Below are 18,432 nucleotides of genomic sequence, written 5' to 3'. Positions count from 1 at the left end.
TTAACCCTGCGAAGTAAAAATTACTTTGGAGTTTTTCTGATTACGGAAACGCAACTGCGAGACCTTAACTTCACTGCAATCCGCTTCGCGGCGCGCCTGCAGGATTTTGTCATGATGGGCAGATTTGCTGCATACCGGGTCGGCGTTATCGGCGTTACCGGTCAGCATAAATGCCTGGCAACGACATCCGCCAAAATCCTTCTCTTTCTCATCACAGGAGCGGCAGGGTTCCGGCATCCAGTCATAACCACGATAGCGGTTAAAACCAAAGGAGTGATACCAGATATGCTGCAGGCTATTTTCCAGTACCGAAGGAAACTCAATCGGCAACTGCCGGGCGCTGTGGCAAGGTAACGCCATACCGTCCGGGGTCACGTTCATAAAGATAGCCCCCCAACCGCCCATACAACCTTTGGGTCGTTCTTCGTAGTAGTCAGGCGTCACGAAAAGCAGATTGGTCAGATTACCCTCTGCCTGCATTTTTTCACGGTAACGCTGAACCACGGCTTCGGCTCTGGCTATCTGTTCACGGGTGGGCAACAGCCCTTCACGGTTAAGTTGCGCCCAGCCATAGAACTGACAGGTCGCCAGCTCAACATCATCGGCTTCCAGCTGGATACACAGCTCGATAATCCGGTCCATTTGATCAATATTGTGACGGTGTAACACAAAATTGAGCACCATCGGATAGCCATGCGCCTTGATTGCCTTTGCCATTTCCAGCTTCTGATGGAAGGCCTTCTCTGAACCGGCCAGCGCGGCATTCAGGGTCTCATCACTGGCCTGGAAGCTTATCTGAATATGGTCCAGTCCGGCCTCGGCAAAGGTATCCAGTTTTTCGCGGGTCAGACCGATACCCGAGGTGATCAGGTTGGTATAGAAGCCCAGCTCCCGGGCGCCGGCAATCAGTTCCGCCAGATCTTTACGCACCAGAGGTTCGCCGCCGGAGAAGCCCAACTGAACACTGCCCATCTCCCGGGCCTGGCGGAACACTGTCAGCCACTGTTCGGTGGTCAGTTCTTCTTTCTGTCTGGCGAAATCCAGCGGGTTAGAACAATACGGACATTGTAACGGACAACGATAAGTCAGTTCTGCCAGCAGCCACAGAGGGGCCTTGATGTCAGATTTACTCAGACTCATACATCATTATCCATTTCTGTTTTACTGCCGCCTGCAGGAAATCAGTGACATCGTCGTCCACCCCGCCGGCTTCGGGAAAACGCTGATTTAGTTCAGTAATTATCTGAGAAACCGTTCGCTGACCGTCCACCAGTTCAAGGATCATTGCCGCAGTTTCGTTCAGTTTCGCCATGCCTTCCGGATAGAGAATGACATGACAGTCCTGCGCGGCTTCCCACTGTAGCCGGTATCCGCGCCGAAATTTTACCACCGGAGAAGATTGAGTACTCATCATTACACCAGACGGGTTGTGTGCCAGACCTGCTGATCTGTCACAGTGTGATACGGAGGTCTGTCCAGAGTATAGGCCATAGTCATGGCATCCAGCATGGTCCAGAGAATATCCAGTTTGAACTGCAATATTTCCAGCATCCGGTTTTGCTTCGCCGCAGTATCAAAATAATCCAGTGCCAGTTCCAGCCCATGTTCTACATCGCGGCGCGCCTGACTCAGACGACTACGGAAGTAGAAATATCCCTGTTCCTGGATCCACGGATAGTGTTGTGGCCAGCTGTCGAGCCTCGACTGGTGAATTTGTGGGGCAAATAACTCGGTCAAAGAGCTACAGGCGGCCTCTTCCCAGCAGGCGCGACGCGCAAAATTGACATAGGCATCCACCGCGAACCGGACGCCCGGTAATACGTGCTTATCAGACAACAGGTCTTCGCGGGATAATCCCACGGCTTCTCCCAGTTGCAGCCAGGCTTCGATGCCGCCTTCATGTTCACCATCTCCGTCATGGTCAAGAATACGTTGCACCCATTTACGCCGGGTCGCCGGATCCGGGCAGTTAGCCATGATAGCTGCGTCTTTTAACGGGATATTGGTCTGATAGTAAAAACGGTTTGCGACCCAGCCACGGATCTGTTGCGGCGTGGCTTCGCCGTTATGCATCGCGATATGATAAGGATGATGAATGTGATAATACGCTCCTTTGTCGCGCAACGCTTGTTCAAACTGCTCACGACTCAGGGTTGATGTAATGATCATCGGTTAATCCTGCAGCTGGATAGCCATTCCGTCAAAGCTCACCTCAATTCCCTGTTGTTGCAGGAACTGACGCTGAACTGAGTCCTCGTCGAGGATCGGATTGGTGTTGTTGATATGAATAAGAATTTTTCGACTGGCCGGTAACGTAGCCAGCAGGCTCATTAGCCCCTGCTCTTCAGACAATGCCAGATGTCCCATGGCACGGCCGGTATTTTTACCCACGCCGGTGCTGAGCAGCTCATCATCCTGCCACACCGTTCCGTCAATCAGCAGACAATCTGCCTTTTTCAGCCAGGGTAAGATCACTTCATCTGGCTCACCCAGCCCCGGGGCATAAAACAAGGTTTTGCCATTGGCACTGTTTTCGACGAACAAAGCCACATTGTGGCCGGGCAGTGGTTTATCACGATACGGGGAATACGGCGGCGCATTGCTGAGAATAGGCACGGCAGTAAACTGCAGGTTTTGGCATACCGTCGTACGAAAGGGTTGCAGCGGACTGACCGGATGGTGCTGTAAACCACCATTCCAGTGCTTCAGCATCGGGAACACCGGAAAACCCGTGGTTAAATCCTGATGAACTTCGTCCGTACACCATACCCGGTGTGGGCACCCCTCACGCAGGCTGAGTAAACCGGTGGTATGGTCTATCTGACTGTCGGTCAGAATAATATCGCCAATTGCGGTACCGCGCAGAACATCATGTTTAATCAGTTCCGGGGTAAGAAAGATCTGTCGTGAAATATCAGGGGACGCGTTACATAACACCCAGTCTTCACCATTATCACTGATAATTATTGAAGACTGGGTGCGGGCATGGGCGTTCAGGGAACCGTCACGCAGCCCTTTGCAATTGGTGCAATTACAGTTCCACTGCGGGAAACCACCGCCGGCAGCAGAGCCAAGCACTTTGATAAACATAGATTACTCTTTGACTTAACGATAACGGCCGCCAGTTGGCGGCCATCGGGGAACCGAAAAAAATTAACGGTTAGAAATGTACAGAGTCACTTCCATGCCCAGACGCATATCGATAAATTCAGGTTTTTTCCACATAATGTTGACCTCAATGTTGCAAATGAAAAGATGTAAAAACCGCTGAAATGGCTATCTTCGGCAGCATAAGCCGCCAGTGATTTGCTCTTCAGGCAGACAAATGTTGCGCCAATGTCAAACCAAGGTCAATGAAAAGATGGGCGGTTTTACAGATTACTGCATAAAATGATTAAGAATTCGTAACCAGTTGCCGTGACACACTTTTCGGATCACCCTTTCGCTAACCCCTTCATCATAAAGACTTTGTTCTATCAGGGGAATTCCGGTGACATCTTTCAGCGTTGCCGGCACCGCCGTACCATCGAAGTCGGAACCCAGCCCGACATGGTCTTCTCCGGCAGTGTCAATCAGATAGCACAGATGCCGTGTAATCTCGGTCAAAGGCGTGTTTTCATCTCTTCTGCCATCGGATCGCAGAAAAGCATTACCGAAATTTACCCCAACCAACCCTCCACTTCCTGCGATAACCTTCAGCTGTTCATCGGTCAGATTTCGGGGCTGTGGACAAAGGGCATGGGCATTTGAATGGGTGGCGACCAGCGGCTGCTGACTGTAACGGGCTGTATCATAAAATGCCCGCTGATTCATATGTGAGACATCAGTTAACATTTTCAGGGATTGCAACTGGCGAATGAAACGGATGCCCTCGGGGCTCAGCCCCGGCCCACTGTCCGGAGATCCAGGAAAACTGCCGGTAATCCCCTCACCAAACGCATTGGGAGTATTCCAGAACGGGCCGCAACTCCTTACCCCCGCCTGATGAAAAGCCTGCAATAACTCACCGTCAGTATCCAGAGCATCGGCTCCTTCGATATGAGCAACCATCCCCAGCACATCCTGATGCAGACACTGTTGTAGTTCGACCGCAGTGCGGCAAATCTTCGCCCTGCCCGCGGAAAATCTTTCCAGTCTTTCAAGGATAGCCAGTTGTTGCCACATCACCTGCACTTTATCCTGTAATGCGGGTAACCGGTGAGGGAAGTGTTGAGCCACATAGCTTTCGGGGGGAACAAAGATGGCAAATAAGGCAACTCCTAACCGGCCGCGTTTTATGCGCGGAAAATCCAGATGCCCTTCCTCATTGTGACCAAAAAAAAACGCTTCCGGCTGGTCAGGATGTTTCAGCCATAACTGCATCAGCAGATCATTGTGACCATCGATATACATAGATATTCGCTATTATTTTGCTGCTGACCATGACGAAGCCGACATCGGCCTCGTCAGACGGTGGTTATTTACTGCGGTTAGCCAGAAACTGACTTATCACGGCCAGGTCCTGTTCTCCGAAACCATCATCCACTGCCTGTTGCCACAGCTCAGTGATGTTTTTCAGAGCCGGTAATTGCTGAGCATTACCCGCTTCAACCGCCAGTCTGGCATCTTTAAGTGCCCAGATCAGCTGCATCTGTGGGGTAAAATCACCGCTGCTTATCATCTGTAGTTTCACTTTGGCATAGCCAGGGGCCAGCGGCCCGCCTTCCAGGGCCTGCCAGAGATCATCCGGCGTAAAACCGAATGACTCAGCCAGTAATTCACTCTCGGCCAGACTTTGCATTAAACCAATCAGCCAGCTGTTAACCACCAGTTTCATTTTAGCCCCGGCCCCGGTGTCACCTAACCACAGCGTACCTTTACTGATAGCCGCAAATACCGTTTCTGCGGCCGCGGCACGGCTGCGATCGCCACTGGCAAAGATAGTAATCTGGGCATTTTCCGCCGGCGCCTTAGTACCGGAGACCGGCGCGTCGAGCAGTAACACATCCGGACGGTGCTCAGCCAGGTACTCCTGAATTTGCCGGGTCGCTTCTACCCCAAGGGTCCCCATCTGGCAGAGGATGGCCTCAGCAGGCAGTGCAGCAGCAGCCTGCTTAACCACAGCTAATGTGGTTTCACCATCAGAAAGCATCGTGATCACTACTTCACTGTCACTGACGGCTTCGCTGACTGTTTCCGCCTGAATTAATCCACTGGCGAGCAAATCGTCCCCTTTGCCCGGGCTACGGTTCCATCCGTGAACAGTGAAACCTTTTTTAAGCAGGTTTGCGGCAAATGCGTGCCCCATGGCGCCCAGTCCAAGTACGGATACTTTCGGTTGTTGACTCATTTGACCTCCGTTAATGGATAATATTTCCCGATACTGTCCGGAAATGTTTATTACATGTTACCTACGGGTAATTTGTCCGGCAAATGCATATAATTAGTGTGTCTTAATATAACCATTTTTTTATTATTAATAAGGATCTTCCGCCCGACAGGATAATTATTAACCTTCGTTAATTCAGTATGATACAAAAATACGCTCGCTCAGCCGGGGTCTTTTTATCAGGTAAAAACAATTACACTTTAACAAGCGTAAAAAAAAGAGGTAGCATTCCCCCTCTTCAGGGGGAGTTTTTTTCCTGCTACGCAACACCTTTTTGCGAGCCTTTCATTAATGAAAATTATTAAATTACCACAGCTTAAAGCCACGCTGATGCTACCGGTCTTATTACCGGCCGGGGTTTTTGCGGCGACCACGACATCCACCACTATCACTCAGCCGAAACAGGCACAATCGCCAACCATGATTGTTACGGCCGCACCTTCCACCAGCGGGCTGTCTGAACTGGATACTCCGGCGGCGGTCAGTGTCGCCTATGGTGACGAAATGCGTCAGGCCGCACCGCAGGTCAATTTATCAGAAGGACTGGCCGGTATTCCGGGACTGCAAATTCTTAACCGGCAAAATTACGCCCAGGACCTGCAACTGTCGGTGCGTGGCTTCGGCGCCCGTTCGACCTTCGGTGTCCGTGGACTGCGGATTTATGTTGACGGTATTCCTGCGACTATGCCGGACGGTCAGGGACAGACGTCTAATATCGACATCTCTACCATTGACCACGTCGATGTACTGCGCGGGCCATTCTCTGCTCTGTATGGCAACAGCTCCGGAGGGGTGATCAATGTCGTCACTCAGCAAGGGAAAAAGCCAGACACGGTCTCCGTTGGTAGCTGGTATGGCAGTTATGGCAGCTGGCGCAACAGCATGAAAGCCAGCGGTTCGGTCGGCGATGGCACTCATGCGGGAGATGTCGATTATACAGCCTCGGTATCGCGTTTTACCACCCACGGCTACCGCAACCACAGCAGTGCAGAGAAAAACCTGGCCAATGCCCGGCTGGGAGTGCGGATTGACGATGACAGCACCCTGACCCTGCTATTTAACACCGTGCATATCGATGCTTATGACCCTGGTGGTCTGACTTCTGATATGTGGAAGGCTAATCCGAAACAGGTTGCCCCTTATGTGAATCTGTACAATGCGCGAAAATCGGTCGATCAGACCCAGGCAGGACTGCATTATGTACGTTCGTTTGGCGATAATGATGACCTGAGTGTCATGACTTATGCCGGTATTCGTAGCACCGTACAGTATCAGTCTATTCCCGCAGCAAAACAGGCTACGTCTACCGACCATTCTGGCGGAGTGATTGACCTGACCCGCCATTATCAGGGCATTGATGTCCGCTGGACGCACCGCGATAGCTTGTTCAGCATCCCGCTAAGTATTACCGGCGGGCTGGATTATGAAACCATGACGGAGCTGCGCAAAGGTTATAACAACTACACCGGGACCTCGACCGACATCCAGGATTACGGCGAAAAAGGCTCTCTGCGGCGTAACGAAAATAACAAGATGTGGAATCTGGACCCGTATCTGCAAACGGCGTGGCAGCTTTCGGATCAGTGGTCGCTGGATGCCGGATTGCGTTACAGCAGCGTCAGTTTCTCCTCCCATGATCACTATCTGTCGAACGGTGATGACAGCGGCGGTACCCGATATCACCAATGGCTGCCGGCAGCGTCACTAAAATATGCCATTGATGATAGCTGGAATACCTATCTGTCTGCCGGTAAAGGTTTCGAGACGCCGACTATCACTGAGTTATCCTACCGTCCGAATGGTCAAAAAGGGCTGAATCTGGGGCTGAAACCCTCCACCAACAAAACTATCGAATGGGGTACCAAAAAACGCATTGGCTACGGTTTACTGACCGCTGCGGTATTCCAGACCGACACCAAAAATGAAATTGTTTCTGCCGGAACAACCGATGGTCGCGCTACCTATACCAATGCAGGGAAAACCCGACGCCGTGGTCTGGAACTGGGCTTCGAGCAACAGTTTGCCGAAAACTGGCAGTTAAAAATGGCCTGGACACTGCTGGATGCCCGTTATCTTAGCAACAGTTGTACCAAAGCTGACTGTACCGGTATGCGGATTCCGGGAATTGCCAAAAATATGGCCTATGCGGGGCTGGAATATGCGCCGGAAGCGGGCTGGTATGCTGGCGCAGATATCCGCTATATGAGCCATATTGAAGCCAATGACCAGAACACGGTCAATGCTCCGGCATATACCATCACCTCACTGAATACCGGCTATAAATGGCTGGTACAGAACTGGACGGTGGATGTTTCCGGGACTGTCGATAATCTGTTTAACAAGAAATATGTCGGTTCAGTGATCGTCGATGAGAGTAACGGTCGGTATTACGAACCAGCCCCCGGCCGTAACTATGGGGTCGGGCTGAACGTAAGTTACGCCTTCCGTTAATTCCCTATCCCCCGGACAGGCTGAACTGTCCGGGGGTTGCCCTAAAGCCAGCGCACCACCAGTCGTGACATCGCAGGACCCATAATCAGTACCACAATAAAACGACCGGTTTGCATCGACATGACAAAAGGCTGATCGACATGGGTTGAGGAAGCGATTATCGCCACCGAATCGGCACCGCCGGGACTGGTCGCCAGGTACGCAGTCAGCGGGTCAATCCCGGCATAATGCACCAGCAGCCACGCAAAACCACAACATATTGCCAGCAATGTACTGACTGACAATAAAATCCCAGGTAACGCATGTAGTGCATAACGCAGGATATCCGCGGTAAAACGCAGGCCAATGCTCCAGCCAATAACGGCATAGGCCAGTGCCAGAAACCATAATGGCAGCTCTATCTTCAAACCCCAGAAATTCTGTAGCAGGCAGCCAGCAATCAGGCTAATCAACATGGGTCCCGCAGGAATACGAACCACTCTGGCCAGCAGAGTACAGGCCAGGATCACCGCTATCGTCATCAGAAATGCCGGATAATTAATGGCCGGAAACAGCACCAGTGGCGGAATTTTCTGCCCCGCCCCGATGCTGAAATAGTGACTGACCAGAGTTGCCAGCAGTGCCACCATCAACACCCGCAGGTATTGCATAAACGCGACCAGCCGGGTATCCGCACCAAAATCCCCCGCCATTAACGTCATCACTGTTGCCGCCCCGGGTGACGACCCCCACAAAGCAGTACTCCCCGGCAACACATTCAGCTTTGCCAGTAGCCAGCCCAATAGTGTACTGGCGGCAATAACACTCACCACACTCAGGATAAACAATGGCCAGTTATGTTGCATTTCAGTAAACACACTGGCCGGCATGGCCCGGGCAATCATGGTTCCCACCACAGCCTGAGCGAGTTGCTGCGCAGTTTTTGGCAGCCGAACCGGATGGCGGGTTGCCGAGAAAACAATCGCTGCAAACATCGGTCCCAGTAGCAGTGCGGCGGGTAAATGGAAATACTCAAGAAAGGCGAAGGCCACTCCCGAACAAACCATTAAAAACAGCCAACGAACTCCCCCCGGCGGCCCGGGTTGTGTTTGCTGCATGCCGGTCACGCCAGCAACTGCAGCAGTTGAGCTGTGGTTGCCGATTCCCCGAGTCGTGGGAAAATCCGGGTCAGGCTGTTGTGATGCGCTTCAGCATTCAGATCCAGCATGGCGTCTGTCACCAGGCAGACATTATAACCCAGCTCATAAGCCTGACGGGCGGTAGACTCCACCCCAATACTGGTGGCAATGCCACAGATAACGACCTGTGTCACCCCGGCAGCACGAAGTTGTTCATCCAGAGTTGTATGGGCAAAAGCCCCCCAACTGCGTTTAGTCACCCGCCAGTCGTCAGGCTGTGGCACCACTTCAGCAATCAGATCACTCCAGTCAGAAGGCAGTTCGGCGTTGTGTTTTGGCAACTCATTCCGTCCAGGTGCGCCTCCCTGTACATTCACCAGGACCACCGGTTTCTGACGTTTACGGAAAGCACTGATCAGTTCTCCCGCCCGGTGTATCACCTGCTGTGGGGAGTCCATTAGGGGTAATGCAACAATGCCTTTCTGTAAATCGATCACAATCAGCGCTACATTTTCATCCAGCAGAGTGACGGACATTGATATCTCCTTAGTTAACCAACGGATTCTTAGTCACCGCAAACAGGCGGTAATATTATCATTCACTGTTTTTGATGCGCCACACCCTGTCGGCCATGCGGCGGTGGGCTCAGTTTACTCAACCTCAGGTTCGGACGGACGTGGATAATGTATCAGGCTGTGAAAGCAGCAGAGTTCCGTGCCGGGGTTGATATAGCTGTGGGGCTGGTCACCGGCAAACTGGTAAGCCTGACCGGGCGACAACCGTTGCTGAGTATTTTCACAGATCAACAATAATGTACCAGAAATTATTATCACCTGTTCAGTCACTCCAGCGACATGGGGCGAAGAGTGACTGGATGCTCCTCCCGGCAGTGTCACCGCCAGCAGATCAAACGCCAGTTTCGGATCATAGGGCAACAATGGCCGGGCCTGCATCTGTTGAGTCTCCGGGGTCGTCCGGGACGTGGCAGGCACTGCCGTCCCCGGAATAAACCACGAGAAGGGTAATTTCAACCCGCTGGCAATTTTCCACAGCGTCGCCACCGTCGGGCTGGACTCGCAGCGCTCTATCTGACCGAGCATGGCTTTACTCACTCCGGTTTGCACGGCACACTGCGCCAGACTCAGTTGCCGCTGTTGACGAATCTCTTTCAATGCTGTCGCCAGAAATGCTTCGACAGTTTTCATACACGCTCCCTGATAAGATGCTGCCGGTGTCACTTGTGCGTTATAACGCACGATGCTATGTTGTGCGCCATTTGTTACATTGGAGTTTAGCGGATGTCATTTCGTTCCGACATACGGCAGATCACACTGCCCATGGTCATTTCCGGCATGGTAGCCGTTCTGGTCGGATATACCAGTTCTGCCGCCATTATCTTCCAGGCGGCCAGTGCGGCAGGAGCAGACACGCAACTTACCGGTAGCTGGCTGGGAATGTTGGGATTTGGTATGGGTATTACCTCATTCTGGCTTTCCGTGCGTTACCGCATGCCGGTACTGACCGCCTGGTCTACGCCGGGTGCCGCGATGCTGGCCACCAGTCTGTCCGGAGCCACTATTTCCGAAACCATAGGCATTTTTGTTTTCACTAACCTGCTGATTGTCATCTGTGGTATCACCGGGTTGTTTGCCCGACTGATGCGTTACATTCCGGTTTCCATCGCCTCCGCTATGCTGGCCGGAATTCTGTTGCATTTCGGTTTGCAGGCCTTCAGCGGCCTGAGCCAGGATCTGCCACTCTGCCTGACGATGTGCGTCTGTTATCTGCTGGCCAGACGTCTGCAGCCACGTTATGCAGTATTTTACACTCTGCTGGCGGGTTTACTGATAGTGGCCTGGCAGGGAAACAGCCAACTGTCTGAAGTTCACTGGGCCTGGTCACCTCCGGTGTTTATCACGCCGTCATTCAACCTTTCGCTGTTACTCGGTGTCGGGATCCCCTATTTTCTGGTCAGTATGGCCTCGCAAAATGCCCCGGGGATTGCCACCCTCAAAGCTCACGGCTACGACGTCCCGGTGTCAAAGGTGACCACCGCAACCGGCGGTGTTGCCCTGTTATTGTCACCGTTCGGTGGGTTTTCGGTGTGTATCGCAGCCATTACTGCCGCGATTTGTATGGGGGAAGATGTTCACCCACAACCGGAAAAACGTTGGATGGCCGCGGCAATTGCCGGTATTTTTTATCTGATTACCGGCGTGTTCGGTGCAGCCATTGCCCTGTTATTCAGTGCCCTGCCGCCGGTATTTATTCATACTATTGCCGGTCTGGCATTGCTGACCACTCTTTCGGTCAGCCTGCAACGCAGCCTTGAGCACCCTGGCGAACGTGATACCGCTATCGTCACTTTCCTGATCACCGCGTCCGGACTGACTCTGTTTGGAATTGGTTCAGCATTCTGGGGGATGGTTGGCGGTATTTTTTGCCATTTGCTGCTCAGCCAACGCAAAACCTAACCTCTTTTATCCCCTGCCGACAGGCCACGGCAGGCAGGGTTGCTGAACGTCAGACTATGATTTTCGTTGACCCGAAAAGGAATATTTACCCGGGTAACCTGAGTAAATCAGTATTCCTGCCTGCGACAACCTGGTATTATCGCTGACCAGTTTCAGTCCGGCAGTCGTGGCACAGTGCCCAAAAGTCGTACCCTACAGGTTTCTGTTTAAACATGAACAATTCAGAGCACCGTTCACACGGCATACTTAACATCTCCCGCCAGGAAATCGCCCTGATTATCGTCACGATGGTCTGGGGCGGGACTTTTCTTACCGTACATCTTGCGGTGGAATATGCACCACCGTTCTTTTTTGTCGGATTTCGCTTTGTCATCGCAGGTCTGTTTAGTGCGCTGGCTTTTCGCCGTTATCTGCCAGGACTAACTTTGCGGGAGTTTGTTGCTGGTGTCGCGATAGGTACCGCCATATGCCTGGGGTATGGTTTACAGACCTGGGGTTTACAGACTATCCCGGGAAGTTTGTCCGGGTTTATCACCGCACTCTATGTACCTATGGTTCCGCTGCTGCAATGGCTGATACTTAAACGTGCCCCGCATCTGATGAGCTGGCTCGGGGTATTACTGGCCTTTAGCGGCCTGGTATTGTTATCCGGTGCCGGAACTGGTACAGCCAGCCTGAGCCGGGGGGAAATTGCGACCTTATTTAGTGCACTGGCCATCGCCAGCGAGATTATTCTGATCAGTAAATTTGCCGGTCAGGTAGATATTCGACGCGTGACAGTCGTACAGTTGTTTGCTGCGGGGCTTCTCTCGTTCGCTTCGATGCCACTGACCGGCGAACAGTTACCCGCCTTCTCCTGGTACTGGTTTATCTGTGGTGTCTCGCTTGCTGCGGCCAGTGCTGTTATTCAGCTCACCATGAACTGGGCTCAAAAGTCAGTATCCCCCACCAAAGCCACAATTATTTATGCCGGTGAGCCGGTCTGGGCGGGTGTATTTGGCCGGATAGCCGGCGATGTACTGCCGGGACTGGCAATCACCGGAGCCGCACTGATAGTCACCGGGGTTATTGTCAGTGAAATTCGCCCAAGGCTACCCCGTCGTAAGCGTCCTGCTGATTCGCCGATGTAACCCGGCCGGACGGATCGCAGAGAAACTCTTTCCGTCTCTACGGCAGTTTTTCCACCGCGGTCTGTAGCAGTAAAACGCTGACTGTCCCTCTGTAACAGCTCGCTACCGGCCACTATCCACGGGTTAGCCACCGGTTTTGCCGGTTAATTTGTCGTTATCTGAGGCCTGCTTGTGAGTAGTATCTCTTCCCGGTCGCCGGTCTTTCTGCCGGCTTTCGGTTTGAGGCTTTCAGATGATACAAACATTTCTCACCGGGCATACTGTGGCAGGGTTACGGGCTCTGGGAGTGCGTGGGCTGCCGGTGACTGATTACAGTGAGCAGATCCATGCCCTGCTGTGCCTGCGCGGTATGAGCGACATTGCCGATTGTTTTGCTGTTCCTCTGCGTATTCATCCTCAGCATGATCTTCAGTGGTATAGCCCACTCCGGGGCGAGATAACCGTCTGGACTGAGGCAGACGTGCAGCAGAAACAACAGGCCTTACTGGTGCTGGAACAGGCATTTACTGCGATTGAACAGTTGTCCGAACATTGCCAGGCGAGTCATACTCCCGCCGGCGCCTTTTTTTCCCGGCTACTGGACAAGATGACCAGTTTTCCCGGGGAGGAGGCAATTTACCTGATCAACAATGTACCGGTGATTACTTTCTGGAGCTACCGACTTACCGATTGCCATCTTTCCGGTCGTCAGCTTACTGAAAGGTCGTTGGCTGCATTATCGTCACAGCTGCCTCCCGCGGATAATCCTGAGTCTGCTCAGCAGCCATCATCTCTGTTTATGCCGGTACCCGATAACCAGCTGCGATTACCCTCTGATGCACAGACGATAAAATCGCCACAGACATTACTCTGGCTGGCGACGGCCCTGATTGTCGGAGCCTTACTGGTCATTACCGCCGGCTATTTTTTCGGGGATTATCTTTATACATCGCAGCAGCTCCCCACCAAGGTCAGCGCCACACCTGTAGAGAAAATAAAGGTGACAACGTCACGTAAAATACTGCCTGATATCCGGTTACCTCTACAGCTATCGACCCTGCAACCGCCAGCGTCCCCCCCACCGTCGGCAGTGAAGTCGCCCCCGGCGGAACATCGTCTGCAACTGTCTGCCAGCTCGGTAAAAATGGGGGATGTCAGAGTGATGGATGGTGACTGGCGAGCGATTATCCCGGGCCCGGAGGGAAATTCGCAGCTACTGCTGTTCCGCTTTAAGCAAGGACGAGGCGAAGTACGGTTTGATCTTCCAAAGCAAGGACATTGCAAAGCCGACAGCCGCAGCGGATTTTTACCTTCAGGAACACTGGCCCTCCGCAGCCGCTACACAGCGTCCTGTCAGGATGGCAGCCGCATCCGTGTGCCACCCGTTAACTGCACCCTGAGCGCCACAGGTACTCAATGTTCAACGACTGCCGATGCCGTTCCTCCCGGGCAGACAGTCATACTCTCAGCCGCAGGAGGCCGGTGATGCATCCCACCCTGAAAAACCAACGCTATTCACTGCTGGCTAACAGCGGCATCCAGTTTCTCGACTGGACTATTGCAAAGACAACAGACAACCCGCTGCGTTACTTTGTGCGCAGTAAAGCCAGCGGGCCACTGGTACACGCCGTGCCTGATAAGTTGCCGGGATCGTTTCGACTGCCTTCTGCCGGTGAAGGTGATGATGAAATTGTCAGGCCTGAATATCAGTATCCGCTGTATGACAGTCTTGAAGTTTATGCCGGCCACTGGTTACCCGTGCCCTTCCTGCGGCTTTCACCGGAAGAACTGTGCGACAGCGGTCCTGATAACTGGGCGAGGGTCTTCATCTCTCCATGCACTTCTGACGATAGCCCCCGGACACTGACACTGGCTTTCGATACCACCACCGGTGGCACTCAGACCCGGCATTTACAGCCAGATCACAGTGATTGTGATGATGGTCAACGCTTTATACCGGGTTGGCAGACAATACAAATTGCCTCTTTTCTGGAGCATCGCTGGCTCAATGACTGGATTTCTTTGGCCTTCAGTCGTCAGGCGACAGACGACAGAGCCACTTCTGCTCGTTTCACTTATCAGGCTCACTACCTGAATTTGTTGGAAGTGATTGCCAGTACGTTACCCTGTCACGAAATTACCCTGTTACCAGCTGATGAAACTATTCAACCTGTCAGCGTCAGTCTGTTTCTCGATCTGGGTAATAGCCACAGTTGTGGCATTATCAGTGAACAACATCAAACGGATGATAACCCCCTGCTGCACAGTCGCGAGTTAATGCTCCGTGATTTATCGATGCCAGGCAAAGAAGGCAGTTTACTGTTCAGCAGCAATGTCGCCTTTGCCCCTTGTCCTCTGGATATACGTGACTGTTCGGTGGCCAGTGGCCGTTCCTCTGCGTTTCTCTGGCCATCGCTGGTCAGAACCGGTGATGAGGCTGAGCGGCTGACACGGGAACTTAACCGCAGTGAAGGAATGCAGGGTGTCAGCAGCCCACGTCGTTACCTGTGGGATGACACTACACCAGCAAGGCGCTGGTATTATCCCGCCAGCGGTGATGACGAACCTGCTCCGGCGGTCGTCTCTGCTTTTACCCTACTGATTAATGACCAGGCCGAAACCCTGTGCGAACTGGCCCGGGAACAGCAATTTCCGGTTTTACATGCCAGTTATCCGCGCAGCAGTCTCCTGATGTTTATGATTTGCGAGCTGATATGCCAGGCCTTTTGCCAGATGAACAGCCATCACCATCGCCAGTTGATGCCTGAATATTCGGCTCCGCGGCAACTTCATTCTGTGGTGATGACTCTTCCGGCGGCCATGAGTGCCGCGGAAAAACAGAAAGTACTAACGCTGACTCGCCAGGCACTGGCATTAATCAGGCAGTCGATGACCTACAGTACCGATGCCTCAGGCCGGCGTACCGTTACTGATTACTGGCGGCAACTGCCCCGGGTTCGTGCCGATGTTGATGAAGCCAGCTGCGGTCAGCTGACCTGGCTTTATCAGCAGCTATACGGGACGCCAGTCACCGGCGACCCTTGCACCCACCTACTGAACCGCTGGCAACGGCCAGAAGGCAGACTTCCACCCAACGGGCTACGGATTGCACTGATTGATATCGGCGGTGGCACGACGGATGTGTCGGTCACCGATTATCTGCCGGTGGCCACGGCAACACCGGTTCCTGTGGCATTGCGACCCGGGCTGCTGTACCGGGCCGGTTATCCGCTGGCAGGAGAGGATTTACTGTATGACATGATTAAAAGTTTCCTGCTGCCGGCCTTAGAGCACCATCTGACACGCCAGGGATTTGAGCGGAGTTGGGCCATTATCCGCCAGTTATTCACTCCGGGTGCCAGTTGTGAGGGAGACACTCCATGGCGACAGCAGTTTGCCCGGCAGTTTTTCCGGCCGTTAGCCATCAGCATTCTGGCATTTTCACAGCAGTCAGCTTCCGACAGTGATGATCAGGACGTCCCGCAGAGAACCGCCCTCGACTGGTTACCCGCAATTCCTGAATATCAGGTCATTGACTACTTTTCGGTAAGGGTAGCGGAAATTTCAGGCTCTGACGCTGAATGTCAGCTACTGGCGATGCCTTTGTCTGTCACTCATCAGGATATCGATGCCTTTTTCAGCTCAAATAACTTCAGAGCGGGGAAATTACTGCAGAAGATTTGTGACAACGTCACTGACCTGCACCCGGATGTGCTGCTAATCAGTGGTAAAAGTGCAGCGCTTCCTGCCATCCACCGTTTATTGACCCGTCATTCGCCCTTGCCGGACAGCCATATCATTACCCTGGGAGGCATGACGGCCAGCGAAAGTATGCCATTTTGTCGTGATGGCGAACTGGCCGACGGAAAATGCAGCGCAGTCACAGGTGCATTGATTCACCAGCTAACCCGCAGCCAGCGGTTTTATCCGCGCTACCTTGTGGCCGGACAGTTACGACCGGCAAACATTATCTGTGAGCTGGGGCTGATAAACGCTGATTTATCGTTACCTGCCTCGCAGGTTGTGTTGCAGCTCCCCCCCATCATTACTGCGGGGGCCAGCTTCATTTTCAGCGTATTTTTACAACTCAGGCTGTCACTGGGCTATCGCACCAGCCAGGATGACCAGTTACCTGCCAGTCCATTGTTTACCCTGCTTATTGAACCGCAACAACAGGTTGAGCATGGATGCGATGACGGAGTGACCGTGAATTTGTGCTGGCAGGCCGATAACGACGGCCAGTTCAGCAGGCTGCCGGTCGTGACGCAAGTCACCGACAGCCAACAGAACAAATTACCCATTAGTCTTGTCGGGATCAGACTGAACACTCTGGCTACTCACGGTCAGCAATTTCCGGCGTACTGGACTGATGACGGGCGTATTACCGTGACTGAGTCCCTGGATCAGAACCGGTCTCCCTCACCGCCAGCCATTGCTGCCATTCCGCCGAAGGTTGAGGTTCTCCGTCAAAACTGAGGTAGAGTTGTCCCGGCAGCTCCTCTGCCGCCTGAACTAATACCGGCAAAATTCGCCTGATCATAGCCTGAGGAAAGGCCGGCAGATGATTCAGCTCCAGTACCGCTGGCAGCGTCATCCCGCCGGTCAGCCAGTCCCACAGGGCATCGAGATTATACCCAAAGCTGTCAGGTCCACTGGTTTGTTCCAGCAGTTGCTGGTAGAACCGGGACTCCTGATGAATTTTCCGGAAATCAAAAACCACAGTCAGCATCTCAGGGGATCCTTTTGAAAGTCCGGTAATGATCGGTGGTCAGAAACACCAGCCCGTCTGAAGAGTAAAGCAAACGATCTGCATTACGGTGTCCGCACTGATAGTTTACATCAGCCTCAAACCAGCGTCGTCCGCTGGCATCAGGCAGTCGGCCTTCACGGTTAGAGAAGTGATCGCCACCAATCGCCTTGCCCGGCAGCACGTCGCACAAATTGGCACGGGACGGATTCCACCCCTCTCTGCGAGCCTCTCCTTTGGTCAGATAAAAGTCCGGAAGACGGTGATGCTGGTGTATCCATGCGGCAACCTGATCTGCAGAGGTCAGCTCAGTAATATCTGCAGTGGATTGATTCGTTCCGGAAGAACGTGGGGGGGCAGAGGAAGAATATCCGGTAGAATGTCCGTTGGAGTAGTGAGAACCAGTGAGTGAAGGTTTAATTCCAAGCCAGCTGGCAATCAGGGCGATGATTAACGCGCCCCAAAGTTTTTTCGACATAATAAATTCCTTAGATAAGCGAATTTACTATACCTGTTTTTTGGCTTTCTGACAGTGTGGATCAGAGACCGTCATACTATTCCCTGCGGGCCAACAAAGAAATACCCGTTTACGGCGCGGTGGTGATGGCGAAAAGCATCACAACAAGCTGTCTGTCCGGTGGCCATAAGATAAGTTATGGCCATCAGACAATTCGGTTATCAGTGCAGGGTCGGCTGTACCGGATCACCGGATGAACGACGCCAAGTCCCCGGAGCCATACCAAATTCACGCTTAAAACTGCGGTTAAACGACTGCTGTGAGTCAAAACCCATCGCGATAGCCACACTCAGGATAGGTTCATCCGTGGTTGTCAGTCGGGCCGCAGATTTTTCCAGTTTTTTCTTGCGGATGTACTCACCCAGCGCATATCCGGTATGTTCTTTGAACATACGTTGTAAATGCCATTTAGAATACCCTGCCCGCTCAGCCACCAGATCAAGGTTCAGGCGACTCTCAATATGATTATCAATCCAGCTGATTAAATCATGGAAAAAGGCATTGTTCATTGGTCTCTCCATCCGGACTAAAAGAAATAGTATCTGTTGCAGTTGCATTAAATGTTGCGCCAATTTCCGATTAAATGCAAACATTATTGATACATTAAATGCCTTACCCGTTGTAGGGAATTACACTGACGACAAAATG

At 52.6% G+C, this 18,432-nt stretch carries 18 protein-coding genes; 5 read left to right on the top strand and 13 right to left on the bottom strand.

The features are described 5' to 3' along the window. The 7 genes from pqqE to HA49_RS03600 all read right to left on the bottom strand — a co-directional run bounded on the left by pqqE (window position 1) and on the right by HA49_RS03600 (window position 5,329). Window positions 1-1,140 carry a pyrroloquinoline quinone biosynthesis protein PqqE gene (gene pqqE, locus HA49_RS03625; protein ID WP_038020582.1) on the bottom strand — a complete coding sequence of 380 codons (1,140 nt, stop codon included), beginning with the start codon at window positions 1,138-1,140 and terminating at the stop codon, window positions 1-3. Continuing rightward, on the bottom strand, window positions 1,127-1,411 hold the full coding sequence (gene pqqD, locus HA49_RS03620) for a pyrroloquinoline quinone biosynthesis peptide chaperone PqqD (RefSeq protein WP_425427702.1): 285 nt from the start codon (window positions 1,409-1,411) through the stop codon (window positions 1,127-1,129). The genes pqqE and pqqD overlap by 14 nt, the downstream gene beginning before the upstream one ends. 2 nt (window positions 1,412-1,413) lie before the next feature. Continuing rightward, window positions 1,414-2,169 (bottom strand): pyrroloquinoline-quinone synthase PqqC, encoded by a 756-nt coding sequence (pqqC, locus tag HA49_RS03615; RefSeq protein WP_038020580.1) that lies wholly within the window; start codon window positions 2,167-2,169, stop codon window positions 1,414-1,416. Between the two features lie 3 nt (window positions 2,170-2,172). Beyond that, entirely contained in the window at window positions 2,173-3,090 is a 918-nt protein-coding gene (gene pqqB, locus HA49_RS03610) for a pyrroloquinoline quinone biosynthesis protein PqqB (protein WP_038020579.1), read from the bottom strand. A 63-nt stretch (window positions 3,091-3,153) separates the two neighbouring features. Further along, window positions 3,154-3,225, bottom strand: a complete 72-nt coding sequence (pqqA, locus tag HA49_RS20770) for a pyrroloquinoline quinone precursor peptide PqqA (protein ID WP_072055929.1) — start codon at window positions 3,223-3,225, stop codon at window positions 3,154-3,156. 153 nt (window positions 3,226-3,378) lie between these two features. Beyond that, the gene (locus tag HA49_RS03605) at window positions 3,379-4,392 is read right to left on the bottom strand and encodes a dipeptidase (RefSeq protein WP_038020578.1); all 1,014 of its coding nucleotides are present in this window, start codon (window positions 4,390-4,392) and stop codon (window positions 3,379-3,381) included. Window positions 4,393-4,456: 64 nt separating this feature from the next. Next, window positions 4,457-5,329, bottom strand: a complete 873-nt coding sequence (locus tag HA49_RS03600; RefSeq protein ID WP_038020577.1) for an NAD(P)-dependent oxidoreductase — start codon at window positions 5,327-5,329, stop codon at window positions 4,457-4,459. Between the two features lie 330 nt (window positions 5,330-5,659). Between HA49_RS03600 and pqqU the strand changes: the two genes are divergently transcribed. Beyond that, on the top strand, window positions 5,660-7,819 hold the full coding sequence (gene pqqU / locus HA49_RS03595; RefSeq protein WP_084706357.1) for a TonB-dependent receptor PqqU: 2,160 nt from the start codon (window positions 5,660-5,662) through the stop codon (window positions 7,817-7,819). A gap of 41 nt (window positions 7,820-7,860) precedes the next feature. On the opposite strand, the gene HA49_RS03590 is transcribed toward pqqU, so the two are convergent. The 3 genes from HA49_RS03590 to HA49_RS03580 all read right to left on the bottom strand — a co-directional run bounded on the left by HA49_RS03590 (window position 7,861) and on the right by HA49_RS03580 (window position 10,142). Continuing rightward, window positions 7,861-8,916 carry an AbrB family transcriptional regulator gene (locus HA49_RS03590; RefSeq protein ID WP_046791657.1) on the bottom strand — a complete coding sequence of 352 codons (1,056 nt, stop codon included), beginning with the start codon at window positions 8,914-8,916 and terminating at the stop codon, window positions 7,861-7,863. 5 nt (window positions 8,917-8,921) lie between these two features. Further along, a complete protein-coding gene (locus HA49_RS03585) occupies window positions 8,922-9,473 on the bottom strand; it encodes an isochorismatase family protein (RefSeq protein ID WP_038020576.1) in 552 nt (183 codons plus the stop codon). A 114-nt stretch (window positions 9,474-9,587) separates the two neighbouring features. Beyond that, window positions 9,588-10,142 (bottom strand): helix-turn-helix domain-containing protein, encoded by a 555-nt coding sequence (locus HA49_RS03580; protein WP_038020575.1) that lies wholly within the window; start codon window positions 10,140-10,142, stop codon window positions 9,588-9,590. A gap of 93 nt (window positions 10,143-10,235) precedes the next feature. On the opposite strand from HA49_RS03580, the gene HA49_RS03575 reads away from it, so the two are divergent. The 4 genes from HA49_RS03575 to HA49_RS03560 all read left to right on the top strand — a co-directional run bounded on the left by HA49_RS03575 (window position 10,236) and on the right by HA49_RS03560 (window position 16,996). Then, window positions 10,236-11,411 (top strand): benzoate/H(+) symporter BenE family transporter, encoded by a 1,176-nt coding sequence (locus tag HA49_RS03575; RefSeq protein ID WP_038020574.1) that lies wholly within the window; start codon window positions 10,236-10,238, stop codon window positions 11,409-11,411. A 212-nt stretch (window positions 11,412-11,623) separates the two neighbouring features. Continuing rightward, window positions 11,624-12,541 carry a DMT family transporter gene (locus HA49_RS03570; RefSeq protein ID WP_038020573.1) on the top strand — a complete coding sequence of 306 codons (918 nt, stop codon included), beginning with the start codon at window positions 11,624-11,626 and terminating at the stop codon, window positions 12,539-12,541. 232 nt (window positions 12,542-12,773) lie between these two features. Further along, window positions 12,774-14,006 carry an SrfA family protein gene (locus tag HA49_RS03565; protein ID WP_038020572.1) on the top strand — a complete coding sequence of 411 codons (1,233 nt, stop codon included), beginning with the start codon at window positions 12,774-12,776 and terminating at the stop codon, window positions 14,004-14,006. Further along, a complete protein-coding gene (locus tag HA49_RS03560) occupies window positions 14,006-16,996 on the top strand; it encodes a virulence factor SrfB (protein WP_038020571.1) in 2,991 nt (996 codons plus the stop codon). Before HA49_RS03565 ends, HA49_RS03560 begins: the two co-directional genes overlap by 1 nt. Here HA49_RS03560 and HA49_RS20765 read toward each other — a convergent pair. From HA49_RS20765 to HA49_RS03545, 3 genes are all read right to left on the bottom strand, one after another. Continuing rightward, a complete protein-coding gene (locus tag HA49_RS20765; RefSeq protein ID WP_072055910.1) occupies window positions 16,902-17,249 on the bottom strand; it encodes a barstar family protein in 348 nt (115 codons plus the stop codon). The two genes, HA49_RS03560 and HA49_RS20765, sit on opposite strands and share 95 nt — an antisense overlap. A 1-nt stretch (window position 17,250) precedes the next feature. Next, window positions 17,251-17,745, bottom strand: coding sequence for a ribonuclease domain-containing protein (locus HA49_RS03550; RefSeq protein ID WP_038020569.1), 495 nt, complete (start codon window positions 17,743-17,745; stop codon window positions 17,251-17,253). A gap of 200 nt (window positions 17,746-17,945) precedes the next feature. Next, window positions 17,946-18,293 carry a helix-turn-helix domain-containing protein gene (locus HA49_RS03545; RefSeq protein WP_038020568.1) on the bottom strand — a complete coding sequence of 116 codons (348 nt, stop codon included), beginning with the start codon at window positions 18,291-18,293 and terminating at the stop codon, window positions 17,946-17,948. Window positions 18,294-18,432: the final 139 nt, after the last annotated feature.

Origin of the sequence: Tatumella morbirosei (assembly GCF_000757425.2) — a bacterium.
GTDB classification, from domain to species: domain Bacteria; phylum Pseudomonadota; class Gammaproteobacteria; order Enterobacterales; family Enterobacteriaceae; genus Tatumella; species Tatumella morbirosei.
Note: the sequence above shows the minus strand (reverse complement) of the source record. Positions and strands in the feature narration are given on the sequence as shown.